The organism is Blastococcus sp. CT_GayMR20, from assembly GCF_004570345.1.
In genome coordinates, this window is record NZ_SPQM01000054.1 from 1 (window position 1) to 19649 (window position 19649).

General features: G+C 72.9%; 16 protein-coding genes. 8 read left to right on the top strand and 8 right to left on the bottom strand.

Annotated elements, in window-relative coordinates; translation table 11 throughout:
• Positions 1 to 1665 (top strand): SbcC/MukB-like Walker B domain-containing protein (locus tag E4P40_RS13840; protein WP_280790616.1); only part of this gene is annotated, 1665 nt, incomplete at its 5' end.
• A gap of 8 nt (positions 1666 to 1673) precedes the next feature.
• Here E4P40_RS13840 and E4P40_RS13845 read toward each other — a convergent pair.
• Positions 1674 to 2150: a GtrA family protein gene (locus E4P40_RS13845; protein ID WP_245160335.1), complete on the bottom strand. Its 477-nt coding sequence runs from the start codon at positions 2148 to 2150 to the stop codon at positions 1674 to 1676.
• Between the two features lie 106 nt (positions 2151 to 2256).
• Between E4P40_RS13845 and E4P40_RS13850 the strand changes: the two genes are divergently transcribed.
• Genes E4P40_RS13850 through E4P40_RS13860 form a run of 3 tightly spaced genes read left to right on the top strand, consistent with a single transcriptional unit; the run spans position 2257 to position 5169 of the window.
• Entirely contained in the window at positions 2257 to 3462 is a 1206-nt protein-coding gene (locus tag E4P40_RS13850; protein ID WP_135159147.1) for a 5-(carboxyamino)imidazole ribonucleotide synthase, read from the top strand.
• A gap of 10 nt (positions 3463 to 3472) precedes the next feature.
• Complete coding sequence (gene purE / locus E4P40_RS13855) at positions 3473 to 3991, top strand: 5-(carboxyamino)imidazole ribonucleotide mutase (protein ID WP_135159148.1); 519 nt, start codon at positions 3473 to 3475, stop codon at positions 3989 to 3991.
• A 23-nt stretch (positions 3992 to 4014) separates the two neighbouring features.
• Positions 4015 to 5169 (top strand): acyl-CoA dehydrogenase family protein, encoded by a 1155-nt coding sequence (locus E4P40_RS13860; protein ID WP_135159149.1) that lies wholly within the window; start codon positions 4015 to 4017, stop codon positions 5167 to 5169.
• Between the two features lie 19 nt (positions 5170 to 5188).
• Here the strand turns inward: E4P40_RS13860 and E4P40_RS13865 are convergent, their stop codons facing one another.
• The 3 genes from E4P40_RS13865 to E4P40_RS13875 are packed head-to-tail and all read right to left on the bottom strand — an operon-like array spanning position 5189 to position 8363.
• Entirely contained in the window at positions 5189 to 6010 is an 822-nt protein-coding gene (locus tag E4P40_RS13865) for a DUF1028 domain-containing protein (RefSeq protein WP_135159150.1), read from the bottom strand.
• Complete coding sequence (locus E4P40_RS13870) at positions 6007 to 6801, bottom strand: TIGR03089 family protein (RefSeq protein ID WP_135159151.1); 795 nt, start codon at positions 6799 to 6801, stop codon at positions 6007 to 6009. The genes E4P40_RS13865 and E4P40_RS13870 overlap by 4 nt, the downstream gene beginning before the upstream one ends.
• A 50-nt stretch (positions 6802 to 6851) precedes the next feature.
• Positions 6852 to 8363: an LCP family protein gene (locus tag E4P40_RS13875; RefSeq protein ID WP_135159152.1), complete on the bottom strand. Its 1512-nt coding sequence runs from the start codon at positions 8361 to 8363 to the stop codon at positions 6852 to 6854.
• Positions 8364 to 8927: 564 nt separating this feature from the next.
• Between E4P40_RS13875 and E4P40_RS13880 the strand changes: the two genes are divergently transcribed.
• Positions 8928 to 11015 (top strand): DUF4214 domain-containing protein, encoded by a 2088-nt coding sequence (locus E4P40_RS13880; protein WP_135159153.1) that lies wholly within the window; start codon positions 8928 to 8930, stop codon positions 11013 to 11015.
• A gap of 99 nt (positions 11016 to 11114) precedes the next feature.
• Here the strand turns inward: E4P40_RS13880 and E4P40_RS13885 are convergent, their stop codons facing one another.
• The 4 genes from E4P40_RS13885 to E4P40_RS13900 form a co-directional block, all read right to left on the bottom strand.
• Positions 11115 to 12305 carry an ABC transporter ATP-binding protein gene (locus tag E4P40_RS13885; protein ID WP_209305315.1) on the bottom strand — a complete coding sequence of 397 codons (1191 nt, stop codon included), beginning with the start codon at positions 12303 to 12305 and terminating at the stop codon, positions 11115 to 11117.
• A 4-nt stretch (positions 12306 to 12309) separates the two neighbouring features.
• Positions 12310 to 13254, bottom strand: coding sequence for an ABC transporter permease (locus E4P40_RS13890; RefSeq protein ID WP_245160336.1), 945 nt, complete (start codon positions 13252 to 13254; stop codon positions 12310 to 12312).
• A 253-nt stretch (positions 13255 to 13507) separates the two neighbouring features.
• Complete coding sequence (locus tag E4P40_RS13895) at positions 13508 to 14386, bottom strand: decaprenyl-phosphate phosphoribosyltransferase (RefSeq protein WP_135159155.1); 879 nt, start codon at positions 14384 to 14386, stop codon at positions 13508 to 13510.
• The gene (locus E4P40_RS13900) at positions 14383 to 14829 is read right to left on the bottom strand and encodes a phosphatase PAP2 family protein (protein ID WP_245160337.1); all 447 of its coding nucleotides are present in this window, start codon (positions 14827 to 14829) and stop codon (positions 14383 to 14385) included. Before E4P40_RS13900 ends, E4P40_RS13895 begins: the two co-directional genes overlap by 4 nt.
• A gap of 198 nt (positions 14830 to 15027) precedes the next feature.
• Here E4P40_RS13900 and E4P40_RS13905 point away from each other — a divergent pair, with 198 nt between their 5' ends.
• The 3 genes from E4P40_RS13905 to E4P40_RS13915 are packed head-to-tail and all read left to right on the top strand — an operon-like array spanning position 15028 to position 19590.
• A complete protein-coding gene (locus tag E4P40_RS13905; protein WP_135159157.1) occupies positions 15028 to 16284 on the top strand; it encodes a hypothetical protein in 1257 nt (418 codons plus the stop codon).
• Positions 16281 to 18476, top strand: a complete 2196-nt coding sequence (locus tag E4P40_RS13910) for a hypothetical protein (RefSeq protein ID WP_167762228.1) — start codon at positions 16281 to 16283, stop codon at positions 18474 to 18476. Before E4P40_RS13905 ends, E4P40_RS13910 begins: the two co-directional genes overlap by 4 nt.
• Positions 18466 to 19590, top strand: a complete 1125-nt coding sequence (locus tag E4P40_RS13915) for a glycosyltransferase family 4 protein (protein WP_209305316.1) — start codon at positions 18466 to 18468, stop codon at positions 19588 to 19590. Before E4P40_RS13910 ends, E4P40_RS13915 begins: the two co-directional genes overlap by 11 nt.
• Positions 19591 to 19649: the final 59 nt, after the last annotated feature.

Here is a 19649-nt window from a genome sequence, read left to right on the forward strand (position 1 = left end):
GATCTCGAGGCGCGCGTCCCCGGTCTGCGCGCGGCCGTGGAGACAGCCGAGAGCGCGCTGGCGGCGACCCGGGCGGCCGACGCCCTGGAGTCGCGCCTCGTCCGCGCCCGCGCCGACGTGCAGGTCCGGCGGGAGAACTGGTCCGACGCACGCGAGCAGTGGCTCGACCTGCGTGGCCGTCGCCTCGACGGCATGGCGGCCGAGCTGGCGGCCCAGCTCGCCGACGGCGCGGACTGCCCCGTCTGCGGCGCCACGGAGCATCCGCGTCGCGCCGTCCACACCGGACCGGCGGTCACCGCCGACGACGAGCAGGCCGCCCACGACGCTGCCGAGGCTGCCGAGGTCGCCTTCACCGCGGCGGCCGCCGACCTCGACCGCCAGGAGCGCGAACTCGCCGGTCTGCGCGCCCGCTCCGGCGCGGCACCCCTCGCCGAGCAGGCGGCGGCGCTCGACGCGCTGCATGCCGACGCGCGGCAGGCCACCGACGTGGCCGCGACGCTCGGACCGGCGCAGGCCCTGCACGCCACGCTGCTGGTCGAGCGGGAAGAGGCCGCGGCGCGGCTCGCCGCCGACCGCGAGGAGCTGCGTGCACGCACGGCCGAACGGGACGCCCACGTCACCGCCCTGGCCCAGCTGGCCGAGCGTCTCGCCCAGGCGCGGGGGAGCGACGCCGACCTGGCGTCGCGGGTCCGCCGGCTGACCGACGCCGCCGAGCGCTGTGAGGCGGTCGTGGCCGCGGAGAGCGACGAGGTGCGCGCGCGGGCGGCTGCCGACACGGCCCGACGGACGGCGGAGGGCCGCGCCGCCGGGGCCGGGTTCGACGACGTGCTGACGGCCGCCGGGTCCCTCCTGGCGCCGGGCCGGCTCGCCGTCCTCGACCGCACGATCGACGGGCACGACCAGGCCGTCGCGGTGCTCCGGGCGCGGCTGGCCGAGCCGGACCTGGCCGAGATCGGTCCGCGACCCGCCGTCGCCGCGCTGGAGGAACGCTGCGCGACCGCCACCCGGCGGCGCGAGGAGTCGGTCGCGGAGCTCGAGCGGTCCCGTCGCTGCACCCAGGGGCTGGAGTCGCTCGCGGGGGACGTCACCGCGGCGGAGGTCGAGGTCGCCGAGCTGCGCGCCTGGGCCGACCGGGTCACCGCGCTGGCCGACCTGGTGAACGGCCGCGGCTCGAACACGCTGCGGATGCGGCTGCAGTCCTTCGTGCTCGCCGCCCGGCTCGAGCAGGTCGCCGAGGTGGCCAGCCGCCGCCTCCTCGACATGTCCGGTGGGCGCTACACGTTCCTGCACAGCGACGCGCAGGGCCGGCACGGGGCGCGCGGTGGCCTCAGCCTGGACGTCTTCGACGAGTACACCGGCGTCCGGCGGCCGACCAAGACCCTGTCCGGCGGGGAGAGCTTCATGGCTTCGCTCGCGTTGGCGCTGGGCCTCGCCGACGTGGTCACGGCCGAGAGCGGTGGCGTGCAGCTCGACACCCTGTTCGTCGACGAGGGCTTCGGCACCCTCGACCCGCAGGCCCTGGACGCCGTCATGACGGTGCTCGACGAGCTGCGCCGGGGTGGGCGCACGGTGGGTGTCATCAGCCACGTCGAGGAGCTGCGGACCCGCATCCCGAGCCGGTTGCAGATCCTTGCGAAGCGCGAGGGCTCGCGGATCGCCTCCTGACCGACGGGTCAGACGGGCAGGCGCGAACTGTCTGCCGCGGCCGCCTGCGGCGGCGCCGGGAAGACCCAGGCGCGGTAGACGAGGAAGCGGATCGCCGTGCCCAGGGCGATCGAGCCGATGTTCGCGGCCTGCAGGGCGAGTGCGCCCTCCTGCCCGAGCGGGTACCGGACGAACGCGACGATCGCCAGGCTGATCAGCAGCGCGCCCCCGTTGACCACGAGGAACCGCACGTAGTCCCGGTGCAGCTGGGTGTGCGACCGGTGCGAGAAGGACCAGAAGCGGTGGCCGAGGAAGGCCGTCGTGGTCGAGAGCAGCGCGGCGACGAGCTTTGCCGTCACCGGGCTGAGCTGCGTCTCGGTGATCAGGAACTGGAAGACCGCGAGATCGAGCGCGAAGGCCACGCCGCCGACGACGCCGAAGGCGCTCAGCTCCTTGACCAGGACACCCCAGGTGTCGCGCAGGCTCCATCGGGGCGGGAACGGCACGGCATCGACTGTACGGAGCGGGCGGGCCGCCGGGGGCGCGTCCGGCGACGACCTGCCGCCCGCGCCGGACCCGCACGCCGGAGCACCGGATAGTCTCGCGCCCGCCATGGCTGCTGCCCTCGATCCGCGTACCGGACTGCCCGTCGTGGCGATGGTCGGCGGCGGGCAGCTGTCACGGATGACCCATCAGGCGGCGGTCGCGCTGGGCCAGTCCCTCCGTGTGCTGGCGACGGATCCGGCCGAGTCGGCCGCGCTCGTCGCGGCCGACGTACGGCTCGGCGACCACCGGGACCTCGCTGACCTGCAGCGGCTGGCCGACGGGGCCACGGTCGTCACCTTCGACCACGAGCACGTCCCGACCGAGCACCTGCACGCGCTGCAGGACGCCGGCCACCGGGTCGCGCCGGGTCCGGACGCCCTTGTCCACGCACAGGACAAGCTGGTGCTGCGGCGGGCGCTGCAGGAGGCCGGGGAGCCCCAGCCCGCCTGGACCGAGGCGGGCACGGTCCACGAGGTCACCGCGTTCGCCGAGGACGTGGGATGGCCGGTGGTCCTGAAGACCCCGCGCGGGGGCTACGACGGCAAGGGCGTGTTCGTCGTCGACGGGCCCGACCGCGTCGCGGAGCTGCTCGAGCGGCACGGCACGCTGCTGGTCGAGGAGCGGGTGGCGCTCGTCCGCGAGCTCTCCGCCCAGGTCGCCCGCTCACCCTTCGGCCAGGCCGCCGTCTGGCCGGTGGTGGAGACCGTGCAGCGCGACGGCGTCTGCGCCGAGGTGCTGGCACCCGCTCCCGACCTCGCCGAGGAGCTGGCGGTCGGGGCGCAGGAACTCGCCGTCCGCATCGCCGACCGGCTCGGCGTCGTCGGCATGCTCGCCGTCGAGCTGTTCCAGACCACCGAGGGGGTCCTGGTCAACGAACTCGCCATGCGGCCGCACAACTCGGGGCACTGGACGATCGAGGGCTCCCGCACCAGCCAGTTCGAGCAGCACCTGCGCGCCGTCCTCGACTACCCGCTCGGCGACACGGCCATGACCGCGCCGGTCGCGGTCATGGCCAACGTGCTGGGCGGAGCCGCCGCCGAGGCCGACTGGGCGGGGCCGGCGCTGGACGAGCGCATCCACCACTTCATGGCGCACTGGCCCGACGTGAAGCTGCACTGGTACGGCAAGGGACAGCGCCGGGGCCGCAAGCTCGGCCACGTGACGGCCCTCGGCGACGACGTGTCCGAGGTGCGCGCCCGAGCGGTCGCTGCCGCGCGGTACCTGGCCGACGGCCTGCTGGATGGGGCATTCGCCTTCGAGCACGAGCACTGAGGGGACCTGCATGAGCCAACCGAACGGCGACCCCGTGGTGGGCATCGTCATGGGCAGCGACTCCGACTGGCCCACGATGGAGCCGGCCGCCGGGGCGCTGGAGGAGTTCGGCGTCCCCTACGAGGCGCACGTGCTCTCCGCGCACCGGACACCGCGCCGGATGCTCGACTACGCCGAGGCCGCCGCCGGCAGGGGACTGCGCGTGCTCATCGCCGGCGCCGGGGGAGCGGCGCACCTGCCCGGCATGGTCGCCGCCGCCACCCCGCTGCCCGTCATCGGCGTCCCGCGGGCCCTGGACCGTCTCGACGGCCTGGACAGCCTGCTCTCGATCGTGCAGATGCCCGCGGGCGTGCCGGTCGCGACCGTCGGCATCGGCGGCGGCCGCAATGCCGGGCTGCTGGCCGTCCGCATCCTGGCCGCCTCCGACGACGCGCTCCGGGCGGCCGTCGCACAGTTCCAGACCGAGCTGGCCGAGTCGGTGGTGGCCCGTGACCTCACCCTCCAGGAGCGACTCGCGTCGGACGGATAGCCCGCCGGGCTTAGGATCTACCCGTGGGTAACGACTCCGGGCTGTACGCCCTCTCCGAGGAGCACGAGGCGATCCGGGAGGCGGTCCGGGACATCGCCGAGCGCGAGATCGCCCCCTTCGCCGCGGAGGTGGACGCCGACTCGCGGTACCCGATCGAGGCGCAGAAGGCGCTGACGGCGGCCGGGTTCCACGCCACCCACATCCCCGAGGCCTACGGCGGCGAGGGTGCCGACGCGATCGCCACCTGCATCGTCATCGAGGAGGTCGCGCGGGTCGACGCGAGCGCCTCGCTCATCCCCGCGGTGAACAAGCTCGGCTCGATGCCGGTGATCCTGTCCGGCTCCGAGGACGTCAAGCAGAAGGTCCTGCCGTCCATCGCCGCCGGCGACGCGATGATCAGCTACGGGCTGTCGGAGCGGGAGGCCGGCTCCGATGCCGCGGCCATGAAGACCCGGGCCCGCCTCGAGGGCGACTCCTGGGTCCTCAACGGCACCAAGGCCTGGATCACCAACTCCGGGGTCTCCGAGTGGTACACGGTCATGGCCGTCACCGACCCGGAGAAGGGCGCCAACGGCATCTCGGCGTTCGTCGTGCACAAGGACGACCCCGGTTTCGCCGTCGGCCCCAAGGAACGCAAGATGGGGATCAAGGGCTCGCCGACCTGCGAGCTGTACTTCACCGACTGCACGATCCCGGCCGACCGCATCATCGGGGCGCCGGGCACCGGCTTCAAGACCGCGCTGCGGACGCTGGACTTCACCCGGCCCACCATCGGCGCCCAGGCGGTCGGCATCGCGCAGGGTGCGCTCGACGCGGCAGTCGCCTACGTCAAGGAGCGCAAGCAGTTCGGGACGTCGATCGGCTCCTTCCAGGGCGTGCAGTTCATGCTCGCCGACATGCAGATGAAGGTCGAGGCAGCCCGGCACCTGGTCTACGTCGCCGCGGCGGCCGGCGAGCAGGGGCGGTCCGACGTCACCCGCGTCTCGGCGTCGGCGAAGGCGTTCGCCTCGGACATCGCCATGCAGGTGACCACCGACGCCGTCCAGCTCTTCGGCGGGGCCGGCTACACGCAGGACTTCCCGGTCGAGCGGATGATGCGCGACGCCAAGATCACCCAGATCTACGAGGGCACCAACCAGGTCCAACGCATGGTGATCGCTCGCAGCCTCTTGAAGTAGCGGCCCTCGGTCCCGGCACTCAGCCGAGGAGCTCGGTGACCGCCGACAGGCGGCTGTCGCCGCCCATCGCGGCGAGCCACGCCGACCACCCGGGACGGCTCCGCATCGCCTCGAGTGCTGCGCGGGCCGCTGCCCGGTCACCGCGGCGGGACGCGGCCAGCGCCGCGTAGAGGTCGCGCGCGCCGACGGGTGCGAAGAGGGCGAGTGTCTCGTAGTCCCGCTCGTCGTAGGCGCGCTGCAGGTTGCGCAGCATGCGCAGCTGCGCCACCGGGTCGCCGGAGTCGTCGACCCGCAGATCCACCAGGACGCCGTCGTCCTCGTCGGTGGGCGCGGTCCCGCGGACGACGACCAGCGCCGCGGACTGCCGCCCGCGCAGATCCCCGCCCGCGTCCTGCCCGGCGGTGAGGGCGGCCACCAGGCGGTCGGGGAGGTCACCGCCGCCGGCGGCGAACGCCTCCGCCATGGCGGGCAGCACCTCCGCCGACGCAAGCATGTTGCCCTGCACGCTGAAACCCGGGCCGACGACGTGGCCACTGGCAGGGAACGAGCCGGGCCCTGTGTCGGCGGCCACCGCACCGCCGATTCCGAGGACGGCGATCTGCCGCTCGGCGTCCTCCGCGGCGTGCGCCGCCCGGCGCACCAACGTCTCCGGGGCGGTCCCCTCGGCGAGCCCGGCGAGCAGGGTGTGCCCCAGCCCGCGGGGGCTGCGGGCCTGGACGGCGACGACGCCCACCCCGGGCCGGTAGCTCGGGACGGCGTGCCCGACGGCCAGGATGCAGGAGCTCACCGCGATGCCGAGGTCGCCGGTCCCCGGGTCGTGCGCGAGGACGGAGAACGTCATGCGCCGCGGCCGAGCTCGCGCACGCCCTCGATCCGCACCCCCAGCGTGGCGGTCACGCGTTCCGTGGCCGCGCGGGTGGCCAGCGCGTCGGGGCGGGGATGTCGGCACAGCACGATCGACGCGCCGGCGGACAGCGGCGCCAGCAGCCAGGCGACCGGCCCCGCTTCCAGCGCGGTGAACTCGTCGACCAGGACGCGGTCGCCTGCGACGATGCCCAGCCGACCGGCGAGCTCGGCCGCGGCGTCGGCCAGGCCACCGAGCGTCAGCTCCAGGTTGCCGACCGCCAGCCCGGGTGCGGCCGCATCGGGCGCCTCGTGCGGGACGAAGACGTCACCGTGCACCCGCACCTCGAGGGCGAAGTCCCGCGCCTGGCCGCTGTAGCCGGCCATTCCCATCCCGAGCGGGTGCAGGGACAGGCCCAGCAGCTCCTCGGCACCGGCGTCCTCCAGGGCCTCGAGCCGGTCCTGTGCCGCGAGGACGACGTCGGCGTCGGCCGCACGGCCGTCGTCCTCCGCCGCGGTGTCGACGACGGTCGCGCCGCAGCTCCAGACCGCCAGCAGCACCGCCGCGGTCTGCCAGTGCACGGGCAGGGCCACCGCGACAGTGCTCCCGGGGCCGACGTCGAACTCGTCCTGGAGCAGGTTGGCCGTCTTGGCCACCCAGTTGTCGAGCGTCGTCGCCGACAGCTCGATCCGCTCGCCGGTGGCGTCGTCGTAGTGGGTCAGGAGCGGGCGGGCCGGATCCCGGTCCCGGGCGGAGGCGAGCAGGGCGGCCGGGCCGATGGGTCGCATGACCCCAGGATCCCAGCCGTTACCGGGAGCGCCGGAAGGGCGTCCCGCGGTCAGCCGGTGGGTGGCTCGCCCTCGTCGAGGGCTTCCTGCGCCGCGACCGGGTCGTAGGCGCAGGCGTCGGCCGCGGCGGTGACCGGCGAGGGTGACGCCGCGCCCGTGGTCTCCTCGGGCTCGACCGTGGTGGTGCCCGGACCCGGCGCCGGGACCGGTGCCGGGCTCGGCGCCTGCGTGGTGGCCTCGGCTGCCGGAGGACCGGCGAGCGCGTCCTGGACCACGGTGCGGATCTTGTCGAAGTCCGGGTAGGCCGGCCTGATCACCGAGTCGTCGAACACGACGCTCTGGATGCCGGCGTCCTTCACCTTGAGTGCCAGGTCGGCGAAGTCGCCGACGACCGACTGGGGGATGTCGGTGGTCACGATGTCCTGCGTGGTCGCCGCGATCTGCTGGTACCGGCTCAGCAGGGTGATCGGGTCCGCCGCGCTGACGATGGCGTTGATCATGCAGCGCTGGCGGTCCATGCGCTGGTAGTCGCTGAGCCCGAAGCGGCCGCGGGCGTAGTGCAGGGCCCGCTCGCCGTCCATGTGCTGGTTCGGGCCGGGGGCGATGTAGTCGTCGGGGAGGTAGCCCAGCGACGGTTCCCCGCCGATCGGCACGTAGTAGTTCACGTTGACCGTGATGCCGCCCAGGGCGTCGATCAGCTGGCTGAACCCCTCGAGGTTCACGAGCACGTAGTAGTCGATCGTCAGGCCCAGGGCCTCGCCGACCCCGAGCTTGAGGAAGTCCGCGCCGGCGTTGTCCGTCGGGCCGAGGATGTCGGGGTACTCGGCCGGACCGTTGCGGTAGACGGCGTTGAGCAGGCTCTCGCTCTCGCTGCCGGCCCAGAACCCGTCGGGGTAGGCCTCGTACAGCGGGCTGTCCTCGGGGAAGGGCAGCTCCTCGAGGTTGCGCGGCAGGCTGAACGTGGTGGTGGCGCCCGACCGCGTGTCGATGCTGGCCACGATGACGGTGTCCGTGCGGACCCCGGTGCGGCCGTCGCCGCCGTCGCCACCGAGGAGCAGGACGTTGACCCGCTCCTTGTCGCCCCAGGGGTTCGCCCCGGCGTCGGTGGGCACGGTGGCCGACTCGACGTCGTCGCCGAAGAGGCCCAGGACCAGGTTGCGCTGCACCGAGGCGAGGTGGGCGGCCTCGAAGGCCGGGGCCGAGACGCCGAGTGCGAGGAGGATGACGAGCAGGGAGCCGGCCAGGTGCTGGACCCGCGTGGTGGCGTCCGGCGCGAGCACCCGGTAACCGGCGATCACGACGAGCGACCAGACGACGGCGATGCCCACGGCGGCGGCGATGACGAGCAGAAGGCCGGTCGGGCTCACCGACAGGCGCACGGCGATGTGCTGGCCACCGGTGGCCAGCCAGGCACCGAGGCCGATGAGAGCGACGAGCCCGGCCAGGACGGTCCAGCCGGCCTTCCGGTAGCCGGCGGCCAGGAGTGCGGTGCCGGGCAGGATCGCGCCCAGGGTCGTGAGGCCGAGCACCTTGCCGAAGCCGGGCTCGGGCTGCTGCACCACGGATCGGGCCGAGGAGCGCTCCTGGGGACGCGAGGTGTGGGGACGCGCGGAACGGGTGGCGCCGCGCGGCGGCCCACCGGCCGTCGCGAGTGCGGGACCGCCGCGGGGACGGACGGGACGGCCGGCACGCGGGTCGAGGCGGGGCGGGAGCGGACGTGCGCCGACTCCACCCGTCCTCTCGTCACGTTCTCGGCTCACCGGCTACCTCGCTCAGCTGTGGATGGTGCGGTCCTCGACGACCGGTCAGACCGCCCGTGGCTGGAGGTCCGTGCCGCTCGGCGGCGACTCGGGCGATGGTAGGCACGGGAACTGGGAACGATCCGTCACCGACACGGGCCCCCGGTTCCCGCGGACTCCCTCTCTTCACACGAGGCGCATCCATACCAACGCAGGACGGTGTGCCCGCGGTTCCGGCGGCAGATAGCGGATCAACGATCGACAAAGCGACATCTATCGGCATGTCCTACCGGATTGTGACCATCCGAGCACCGATGATGTATTCCACTCCCGTGCGCACCACGAATCGGCCCCGGGAGTCCGTGCAACATCGGAGGACCTCCACTCATGCGCCGCTTCGCCACAGGCTCCTTGGCCTTCCTGTCGCTGACGGGGACGATTCTCGTCCTCCCCGTCTACGCGGCCCCCCTGCCCGAGGCCCACCCCGTCGAGACGTCGATCGCCGAGGTCGCCCTCGGCTCGGTCGTCGACCCGGTCGGCGACGCAGTCGTAGGCATCGACGGTGAGGTGTTGCCCGACGGTCTGGACGGCCGCGACGGCCCGGCGGCGGCCCCCAGCCCCTCCGGCTCGTCGGCACCCGCTCCCTCCACCCCCGCTCCCACGGCGTCCGCCCCCGCGACGACGGGGCCCTCCGAGTCGGAGTCCACGGCGACTCCGGAGCCGGGCACGAGCGCTCCCACCACTCCGGCCGCACCCACCACCTCGTCGGCACCGGCCCCGAGCACCACGCCGGCACCCTCCGCGGCACCCAGCTCGTCCGAGGAGCCGACGGACGAGGACGTCGTCGTCTCGGGCGACGAGGTTCCGGGCGTGCCGGCCCTCACTGTCTCCCAGCCGTCCACGGAGCCGTTCTCCAGCGTCGGCGTGACCTGGCAGGCAGATTCCGAGATCACCGACGTCGTCGCGCAGATCCGCGTCAAGCGGCCCAGCGGTCGCTGGAGTGGCTGGACAACGCTCGAAGCCGACGACGCCGAGCAGGTAGCGCCGCCGGGATCCGCCGACGCGGTGGTCCGGGCCGGCACTGCGCCGTACTGGACCGACGACGCCCGCGGTATCGAGGTCGTCGTGCAAGGGGCCCGCGGGGACGTTCCCGAGGACGTCCGGGTTGCCCTCATCGACCCGGGCGAGAGTGCGGCGGATTCGGCCCCCGCAGTCGCGAGCGCCGCGCAGGACCAGGCGAACGCGGCCGTCGCGATGCCGCCGATCGTCTCGCGCGCGGCCTGGGGTGCCGACCCGAACCTGATGCAGTGGACGCCCCAGTACGCGCCCACCATCAAGGCCGCCACGATCCACCACACGGCGGACAGCAACAACTACTCGGCCGAGCAGGTGCCGGCGATCATGCGCTCGATCTACGCCTACCACTCGCAGACGCGGGACTGGGGCGACATCGGCTACAACGTGATCGTCGACAAGTTCGGCCGGATCTTCGAGGGCCGCGCCGGCGGGCTGGCCTCCACGGTCATCGGTGCCCACGCGGGCGGGTTCAACACGAACACCTTCGGCGTCTCGATGCTCGGCAACTACGACCTCGTCGGCGTACCGCAGGCGACGATCAACGCGATCGCCGACGTCATCGCCTGGAAGTTCTCGCTGTACAACGTCGACCCCGCGGGGAGCACGGTCCTCACCTCCGCCGGTGGTGGCACGTCCAGGTACGCCGCTGGCCAGCAGGTCGCCCTGCCGACGATCTTCGGCCACCGCGACGTCGGGAGCACGGCCTGCCCGGGCAAGTACGGCTACGTGAAGCTGCCGGAGATCCGCGCCGGCGTCATCGCGCGGTCCGGAGCTGAGCCCTTCGTCCGCGGTCTCTACCAGGACATGATGGGCCGGGCGCCGGACACCGTCGGCCTACAGGGGTGGGTGTCGACGCTCGCGGCGACGAACGGGGACCGGCGGGCCGTCGTCCGTGGCTTCTCCTACTCCTACGAGTACCGGCTGCTCGCCATCCGTCAGGCGTACCAGACGGTGTTCAATCGCGAGGTCGATCCGGGCGGGATCTCCACCTGGATGCGTGCGCTCCAGAACGGATCGCTCAGGATCGACCAGCTGGGTCCGGTTCTCATGACCAGTGCGGAGTTCTATCTCCGCGGCGGCAGCAGCGACGCGGGATTCGTCGACAACATCTACCGCGCGGCCCTGGGGCGGCCGGTCGACCCGTCCGAGGTCGGCCTGTGGGCGTGGGTGCGTCAGACGATGGGGCCTGGTGCCGTCATCGACGGCGTGTGGGGATCCTTCGAGGCGAGCATGCGGCGGGTCAACAAGGACTACACGTACTACCTCGGCCGCCCCGCTTCGGTGGCCGAGCAGCGTGCCTGGGCCCCGGCGCTCCAGGCGAAGGGCGACGAGGCCGTCCGCGAGGAGATCATCATCAGCTGGGAGTACTTCGTCCGCTCCAGGGTCCGCTTCCCCTGACGGCAGGCGACGACCCTGCTCATGACAGTGCCCCCGGCCGCGTCGGCGACCGGGGGCACTGTCATGAGCAGCACACCTGGGGCCCCTCGACGGGCCGGCTCAGTCAGCCACGAAGGTCGGTTCGGCGCCGAGGACACCGATCGAGTGACCGTCGCCGTGGACGGCGAACGTCGCCGCCCCCGGTAGGTGGTGGATCTGGGGACCTGACCACCGGGCCACCGCCGAGTGCACGGTGTAGTCGCCGGCTCCAGGGCTGAGGTGACGGAGCCGGAACTCGTACGTGCCCGCGCCGGCCAGCGGGGGCAGCCTGACATCCAGCATCTGCGTGTTCGTCCCGTACACCGTCTGGCCTGCGGCGGTGTCGATGCCGATCCCGAGGATCCAGTCGTCGAGCCTGGACGCCGCCTCGACGTCCACCTGGACCCGCACCTCGTCACCGGCGGCGACCTCCGTCAGTGGGGTGTCGTCCGCCGTCAGCAGACGGACGGCCGTCACCTTCGCAGGGGGCGGCGCCGAGGCACGTGCCTTCTCGTCCCGCTCCGCCTGGCTCGCCGTCTCGAAGTCGTTGCGCAGGGTCCGCGTCGCCAGCACCGGGTCGCCATCGACCACGACGTGCCCGTTCTCCAGCACGACGGCCCGGTCGCAGAGATCCACGACCTGGTCCAGGGCATGCGTCACCAGGACGATGGTCCGGCCCTCCTGCTGGAAGGAGCGGATCCGGTCGAGGCACTTGCGCTGGAACGGCTCGTCGCCGACGGCGAGGACCTCGTCGACCAGGAGGACGTCGGGGTCGACGTGCACGGCGACGGCGAAGGCCAGCCGCACGTACATCCCGGACGAGTAGAACTTGACCTGGGTGTCGATGAACCGCTCGATGCCCGAGAAGTCGACGATCGGGTCGAAGTAGCGGTCGGTCTGCGACTGCGACAGGCCCAGGATCGAGGCGTTGAGGTACACGTTCTCCCGGCCGGTCAGGTCCGGATGGAAACCGGCCCCCAGCTCCAGGAGAGCTGCCAGTCGACCCCGCCGCTCGACCGTGCCCGAGGTCGGCTGCAGAATCCCGCCGATCGTCTTGAGGAGGGTGCTCTTCCCCGAGCCGTTGGGGCCGATGAGCCCGACGGTCTGGCCCGCGCCGATCTCGAGGTCGACGTTGCGCAGGGCCCAGAAGTCGTCGCGGTGACGCTTGGACCGGCCGCGGTTGACGATGCGCTCCTTGAGCGATTTGTCCTTGTAGATGACGAAGCGCTTGGAGACGTCGTGCACCCGCACGACGGTGGGGCTGGGGGCCACGGACTCAGATCTCCTGGGCGAAATTGGCTTCGAGGCGGGCGAAGGCGCGTTGGGCCAGCCACAGGAGGACCAGCCCGATCCCCAGCATGATGAACAGCCGCGGCACGAGGTCGGGCGGGAAGGACGCGTCGGTCCCGCCGACCCACAGGCCGCGCTGCATCGCCAGGACGGCGGCCGTGACCGGATTGGCGAGGTAGACCTGCTGGACCGTCTCGTTCGTGACAGCCGTCTGCACCAGTTCCCACGAGTAGACGATGGGTGACAGCCAGAAGAAGACCGTCAGCCCGATCTCGACCAGGTACTGCACGTCACGGAGGTACACGTTGACGGCGGACAGGACGAGCGCCAGAGCCGTGCCGTAGACCAGCAGCACCGCCAGCGCGAGTGGCACGAAGAGCAGCCGTGAACCGGTCGGCACCGACCCGGTGACGACGAGCGCGACGGCGAGCACGAGGAACTGGGTCGCCAGCGTGAACACGGCGCCGCCCACCACGCTCAGCGGGAACACCTCGCGCGGCAGGTAGACCTTCTTGATGAGACCGGCGTTGCCGACGACGGACCCCGTCCCCCCGGAGACGATCTCGAGGAACAGCTGCCAGGCGATGAGGCCGGTGAAGATGTAGATGGCGAAGTCGGGGATGGAGCGCTCCGCGCCCAGGAACTTCCCGATGGCCACGTAGTAGACGACCAGGATGGTCAGCGGGCGGATGAGCGTCCACAGGAAGCCCAGCGTGCTGTCCTTGTACTTCGCCTTGAGCTCGCGGCGGACCAGCAGCCCGAGCAGTTCGCGGTACGCCGACAGGTCCCGGACGGACTTCAGGGTGCCCTTGAAGAAGCCCCGCTCCGGACCGGCCGACACCAACGGCTCCTCCGCGAGCCGCTGGATCCGCAGCGCCGCCGCCGACGGGGCACCCGTGCTCGACGCCAGTTGGTCGCTCGGGGTGGTCACGGCTGAACTCCATCTGTTGCGGAAGTGCCTCGGCGGGGCCGCACGGAACCAGGCACGGCACGTCCCCCTCGATGTCGATCAGACCAGGCTGCGTTCCGCCGGCGGGGCCGCGGTCGGGCTGTGCCCGCGGAGCGGAGGCCCCTCGGGCCGGCCATCCGAGCATGGCGCGCCGGTGTCCTGTCACCGGCACTGTACGCGGTGGGAGGCCTCGGACTGGGGTGTGCCGGGGGACGGGACGGTCCTGATCAGGACGTCAGCGGATGGCCACCGTCGCCACGAATGTCAGGAGCCACACCAGCCCCACGAGTTGCAGGACACGGTCGCGCAGCACGATGTCCTCGGGCTCGCCGGCGTTCCCGCGGTCGATGTCGACGGCATAGCGCAGGACGCCGATGGCGAACGGGGCGAGAGAGACGGGCGCCAGGGGCGAGTCGGTCTCCTCGCTGATCTCGAACGCCCAGAGCGAGTACGCCATGGTGACGAGGGCTGCGGCCAGGGTCCAGACGAACCGGAGATACTGCTCGGAGTACTCGTCCAGGCTCTTGCGCGTCATCCCGAGAGCGCTGCCCGCGTGCAGCCGCTTCTCGGAGTACCGCTTGCCCGCGACCATGAACAGCGAACCGAACGCGGCCACCAGCAGGAACCACTGGCTCAGCTCGAGCCCGCACGCCACGCCGCCGGCCACGGCACGGAGCAGGAACCCGCTCGATACCACGGCGAGGTCGATGACCGCCTGGTGCTTCAGCCACAGGCAGTACGCGACCTGGACGACGACGTAGACGGCGAGGACCACCCACAGATCGCCGGTCGACGGCACCAGGAGCGGCAGTGCGATGGACGCGCTCAGCAGCACGAGGGCGGCGGCGAGGGCGAGCGGCACCGGCAGTTCCCCGGCGGCGATCGGCCGTCGGCGCTTCGTCGGGTGCTGCCTGTCCTCCTCGACGTCCCGGACGTCGTTCACGAGGTACACGCCCGAAGCGGCCAGGCAGAACGCGCCGAACGCGACCGCGACCCCGATGGCCGTCGACCGGGTGAAGATCTCTCCGGCCGCGATCGGCGCGGCGAGCACCAGGACGTTCTTGACCCACTGGCGCGGCCGGACGGCGCGGACGAGTGCCCCGAGCGTCGTCATCGCCGTCGGCTCCGGACCATCCGCCCGGCGGCCCGGGCGCCGGCCGCGCCGAGCAGGGCCCCGCCGACGACGTCGCTGGGGTAGTGGACACCGAGGACCAGTCGGGCAGCGGCCATCGCGACCGGCACCGGGGCGGTGACCGCGGCGCCGAGCAGAGGTGCCGCGGAGAGAGCCGCCGCGCTCGTCGAGGCGGCGTGCGCACTCGGGAAGCTCAACCGGCTCGCGGTCGCGTCCAGGACCTGCAGTCCGGGGGCGCTGGGGCGCTGTCGCCGGACGATCCGCTTGAGGACGACGGCGGACCCGTGCGCCAGGACGACGGAGGCGCCGACCTCGAACCAGCGCGAGCGTCGCGGCCTGTCGAGGACCATGCCGGCGCCGGCCATGGTGAGCCACAGCCAGCCGTGCTCACCGGCGCTGGACAGGACGTGAGCGGCCGCCGTCACGGGTCTGCGTGCCAGGGAACCCTGCAGACGTACGAGGGCACGTGCTTCGGTCGCGTCGAACCAGGGCATGGGGCCTTCCGGGGAACCGTCGGGGGTGCGGTGATGCGCAGGCGGCGGGGGGCTCAGCGCTGTTCGCGTCCGCACGCGCGGTAGGCGTCAGGCTACAGTCCTGCACCGATGGACCAGGGTGGGGGACTCGTGGCATCCGCGGCGGGCTGGCGCCAGGTCGCCGGCTCCGTGGCCCGACTGCTCGGCGGCGTGGGAGCGGCCGCGCTGGCCACCTACGTCTACCTGATCGTCGTCGCGCGTGCGGTCGGCCCGGCCGAGTACGCCGCGTTCTCGGCCTTCTGGGCGGTCGTCGTCATCCTCGGGACCGGTGTCTACCTGCCGGTCGAGCAGGAGACCGCCCGGCGCGGCGTGGACCCGTCGGGGGTGCAGGTCCCGCGTCCGCTCCGCCGCTCGGCCCTGATCGCTGCCGGCATCGTCACAGCCGGGGTCGCCGTCCTCCTCCTGCTGCTCTGGCCGGCTGTCTCCGGCTTCTTCGGCGGCGACCCGCTCCTGGCGGCGGCGCTCGCCGTCGGTTGCGCCGGCTATGCGGCGCAGTACCCGGTACGCGGGCTGCTGTCGGCGCGCCGGAGGTACGGTCGCTACGCCGCTGTGCTGGGATCGGAAGCGGCCCTGCGGGTGCTCGTCGTCGTGGGGCTGGTCGTCGTCGCCGATCCGGGCCCGGCCACGCTCGCGCTGGTCGTCGGCGTCGCCGCGCTGGGCTCGGCGCTCGTCGGTCTCGCCCGGACCCGGGACGTCGTCGACGTCGCAGGGCCGATGGCGCTCCTGCGGTCGGCGACGGTGCTGATCGTCGGGGCCGTCGCCCTGCAGACCCTGCTCTACGGCGGGGTCGTCGTGGCACGGATCCTGGCCCCCGGCTCCGACGACGCCACGGCGGGTCAGCTCCTGGCCGCGATCACGGTGACCAGGATCCCGGTGTTCCTGTTCCAGTCGATGGAGGCTCTCGTGGTGCCACGGATCGCCGAGCTCGCCGCTCGCGGTGACCGGACGGGCCTGCTCGTGCTCGTGCGGCGCCTGCTCGCACTCGTCGGGTCGCTCGCCGTCCTGACAGCGGCAGGGGCGGCGGTCGCCGGCCCTCAGGTCGTGAGCCTGATGTTCGGATCGGACTTCGTCGTGACGCACGGGACCATGGCGCTGCTCGGCCTCGGTACGGGGGTGTTCATGCTCGCGGTCGCCGCGTCGGACGTCACGGTGGCCCTCGGCGGGCACCGCCAGGTGGCGATCGGATGGACGGTCGGCCTCCTGGCCGCCATCGCCTCGATCGCCCTCCTCCAGGATTTCGTCCTCCAGGTCACCGTGCCGCTGGTCGTGGGCTCGGCGGCCGCCGCCGCGCTGCTGGCGTGGTCCGCTCGCTCTCGCATGGCCTCGACCCTGCCGGTGGGTGCGTGATGCTCGAGGTCGTCCTCCTCGTCGCCGTGGCCTGGGCACTGCTGGCGCTGGCCGGCGTAGCGGTCCTCGCGGCGGTACCGCCGACCGCCCGGGCGGCGCTGCTCCCCGCCGCCCCCCTGGTGGGAGCAGCGTTCCTGGTGGTCGGGCTCCACGCCACCGGCATCGTCCTCCCGGTGCGCTGGGGGCTCGTCGTGCTGGCGGTCGTCGCGGTGGCGCTCGTCGCCGTGGGGTCGCGGCGCGGGTGTCTCCGTCCTTTCGCGGACCGTGCATCGCTCGGCTGGACGGCGGCCGCGGTGGCCGTCGGCGCGCCGCTGGCCGGGATCGCCGCGGCGCCGAGTCTGGCCCTGGGCGACGGGCGGGTGGTCAGCCCGGCGGGCAGTCATGACGCGTTCTGGTACGTGTCGGTGAGCCGCTGGCTGCAGTCGCACAGCATCCTCGACGTCCCGGACATCCCAGCTGCCCCCGCCGCGGCCGCGGACGGCGTCCTGGCCGACGGCCCCACCGTCTCGTCGTTGACCGCTCCGCTCAGGGTCGGCCAGGAACTCGTGCAGGCCGCGCTCAACACGGTCACGGGCACGGCGCCGACGGACACGTTCAGTCCCTGGATCGCCGCGTGGGTGCTGCTCGTTCCGGGTGGTTGCCTGGCGGCTGCCGTCCTCATGGGTCTCAGCCGGTGGGTGGGACTCGCGGCCGGCGTCCTGATCGCCGGCTCGGCCGTGCTCGTGCAGCAGGTGTACTCGCAGAACGCGGCGTCGGTCCTCGGGATCGCCCTCGTCCTGCCGGTGCTCGGGTGCGTGGTCGCAGCGCTCGATCGCCGGCCCCCTGTCCCCCTGCTCCTCGCGGCGCTGATGCTCTCCGGTGTAGTCGGCACGTACACGGAGTACGCGCCGTTCCTCGCACCCGCTCTGGCCGGTGCCGTGCTGCTGCGGAGGCAGGGGCTCGGTCGCACGGTCGCCCGTGCCGCAGCCCTCCTGGGACTGGCGATCGCGATCGCACCCCTGGTGTGGTGGCGCGCGCTGGGGACGATCCTGGGCGTCCGTGGGGGAGCGGCGGATGCCTGGCCCTCCCCGTTCCTGGCCCGCCCGCAGATCGTCATCAACCGGCTCGTCGGCGCCGGCCCCCTCTCCGGCGGGTTCGACCTGAGCCTGATAGCCCTGGCCTTGGGCGCGCTCGTGTTCGTCGGGATGGTGCTCGCTGTCGTCCTCGGCCCCCAGCGGGGGATGTGGCTGGGCCTGCTGGCCGTGGGACTGGCCTTCCTCGCCTACCTGTCGGTCCAGCGGCTGGGCTACACCCACCGCCGGGCGGTCGAGATCGCCGTGCCCCTGGCCCTGTTCATGTGTGCCGCCGGGTGGGCGGCCCTCGTCGACCGGCTGCGCGGCCGACACCCCGCGAGCGCCGACCGGCCCGTGGGACGCCTCGCCCCGGCCCTCCCGATGGCGGTCACGGCCGCACTCCTCGCCTGCCTCGTGGTCTGGACAGGGGTCAACGTCCGCTCGTCCCTCGCGTCGGACGACGACGTGGACCTGGCCGGACGGCACGTCGACGAGGCCTACGCCGAGGCGCAGGGCTGGGTCGAGGAGATCGGGGACGACGGCGAGGCCGTCTCGGTGCTCGTGCCGGACTTCTTCGAGCAGCACTGGATCGCCATGGCGCTGGCCGACGAGAAGGCGGTCGAGTACCCCGCCGTGCGCGCCGACTACTTCCGCACGGAGTCGTTCTGGTCGGGCGGCGCGGACCGCTTCTGGCTGGTCGGCGACGGGGTCCAGGTCGACGCGGACGAGGGCGTGGTCGTGGAGACCAACGCCCGGTTCCGGCTGCTGGACCTGGAGCAAGGGGAGGCCGTCGTCGCAGCGCCCTACCGGTTGGGCAGCTGGTACCCGCTCGTGCTGCCCGACAGCGACACCGCCACGATCGCCGACGGGGCCGGGATCCTCGTCCTGCGGAGCCCAGGCGGCGACGGCGACGTGAGCCTCGCCGTGCGAGCCGGACCCGACACCCCCCTCCTCGTGCGGCTGGAGCCCGAGACGGCTCCCACCGAGCTGGAGCCGGTCCAGGTGACCGGGGCGACGGATGTCCAGGTCACCCTGCCCGCGGGCGACTCGCCGGTGATCCTCGACGTCGACACCGCACTCCCCGGCGGCGGGACGGCGCCGATGTCCATCGAGCTGGAGGGAATCCATCGTGAGCGCTGACCGGGAGTACGACGTGGTCATGGCGCTGAGCTACTACGCCCCCTACGTCAGCGGACTCACCGAGGCGGCCCGGGTCGTCGCCGAGGGACTGGCCTCCCGGGGGCAGCGGGTGCTTGTGGTGACGACCCGTCACGACGCCTCTCTGCCGGCCGAGGAGGTCCTCAACGGGGTGGCGGTCCGGCGCACGCGCGTCGTCGCGCGCCTCGGGAAGGGTGTCATCAGCCCCTCGTTCCCGTTCGTCGTGGCGCGAGAGGCCCGACGCGCGGCGGTGCTGAACCTGCACCTCCCGCTGCTCGAGGCCGGGCCGATCACCCTGCTCGCCCGACGGACGCCGGTGGTGTTGACCTACCAGTGCGACGTCGCCATGGGTGCGGGACTGGTCGATCGGCTGCAACAGGCAGTCATGGATCGCAGTGTCGCGCTGGCCATGAGGCGCAGTGCCGTCGTCTGTCCCTCCAGCGACGATTACGCCGAGCACTCGCGCCTCGCCGTCGAGATGGCGGGCAAGGCGCGGGCGATCGCGCCACCGTGCCTCGATCGCTCGGGTGGACGGCCGACGTTCCGCGACGGGCCCGGTCTGCACGTGGGATTCGTCGGGCGGATCGTCGAGGAGAAGGGGCTGGAGTACCTGGTGGAGGGCTTCCGCCGCCTGGACGACCCGGATGCCCGGCTGCTGGTCGCCGGCGACTATGCCAAGGTGGCCGGCGGGAGCGTCGTCGAGAGGGTGCGCCGTGCCGCGGGCGAGGACTCGCGGGTCCGGTTGCTGGGGTTCCTCCCTGACGCGTCCCTGCCCGACCTCTACGCGTCGCTGGACGTGTTCGCCCTGCCGTCGGTGAACTCCTTCGAGGCGTTCGGGATCGTCCAGGTCGAGGCCATGCTCACCGGCGTCCCCTCCCTGGCCAGCGATCTGCCGGGCGTACGGATGCCGGTCCGGCACACAGGTTTCGGCACGATCGTCGCACCGCGGGACCCCGAAGCCGTCCACCGCGGTCTCGTCGAGCTCCAGCGGGCCCAGCCTGACCGGGCTGCCGGCGCAGCGCGGACCCGCGCGATCTACGGTCCAGGACTCTCGATCGACCAGTACGCCGAGTTGTTCGCCACCGTCGGCAAGTGAGAGCCGCCGGTCCGGTCCGGCGTGGTTCCACCGTTTCGTGGGGCTCGTGAGGTCTGATG

What these genes read in the sequence shown, in the direction of transcription:
- E4P40_RS13880 (WP_135159153.1), top strand. Translation starts at nt 8,928, where the DNA reads ATGCGCCGCTTCGCCACAGGCTCCTTGGCCTTCCTGTCGCTGACGGGG.
- E4P40_RS13895 (WP_135159155.1), bottom strand. Translation starts at nt 14,386, where the DNA reads ATGACGACGCTCGGGGCACTCGTCCGCGCCGTCCGGCCGCGCCAGTGG.
- E4P40_RS13870 (WP_135159151.1), bottom strand. Translation starts at nt 6,801, where the DNA reads ATGCGACCCATCGGCCCGGCCGCCCTGCTCGCCTCCGCCCGGGACCGG.
- E4P40_RS13865 (WP_135159150.1), bottom strand. Translation starts at nt 6,010, where the DNA reads ATGACGTTCTCCGTCCTCGCGCACGACCCGGGGACCGGCGACCTCGGC.
- purE (WP_135159148.1), top strand. Translation starts at nt 3,473, where the DNA reads ATGAGCCAACCGAACGGCGACCCCGTGGTGGGCATCGTCATGGGCAGC.
- E4P40_RS13850 (WP_135159147.1), top strand. Translation starts at nt 2,257, where the DNA reads ATGGCTGCTGCCCTCGATCCGCGTACCGGACTGCCCGTCGTGGCGATG.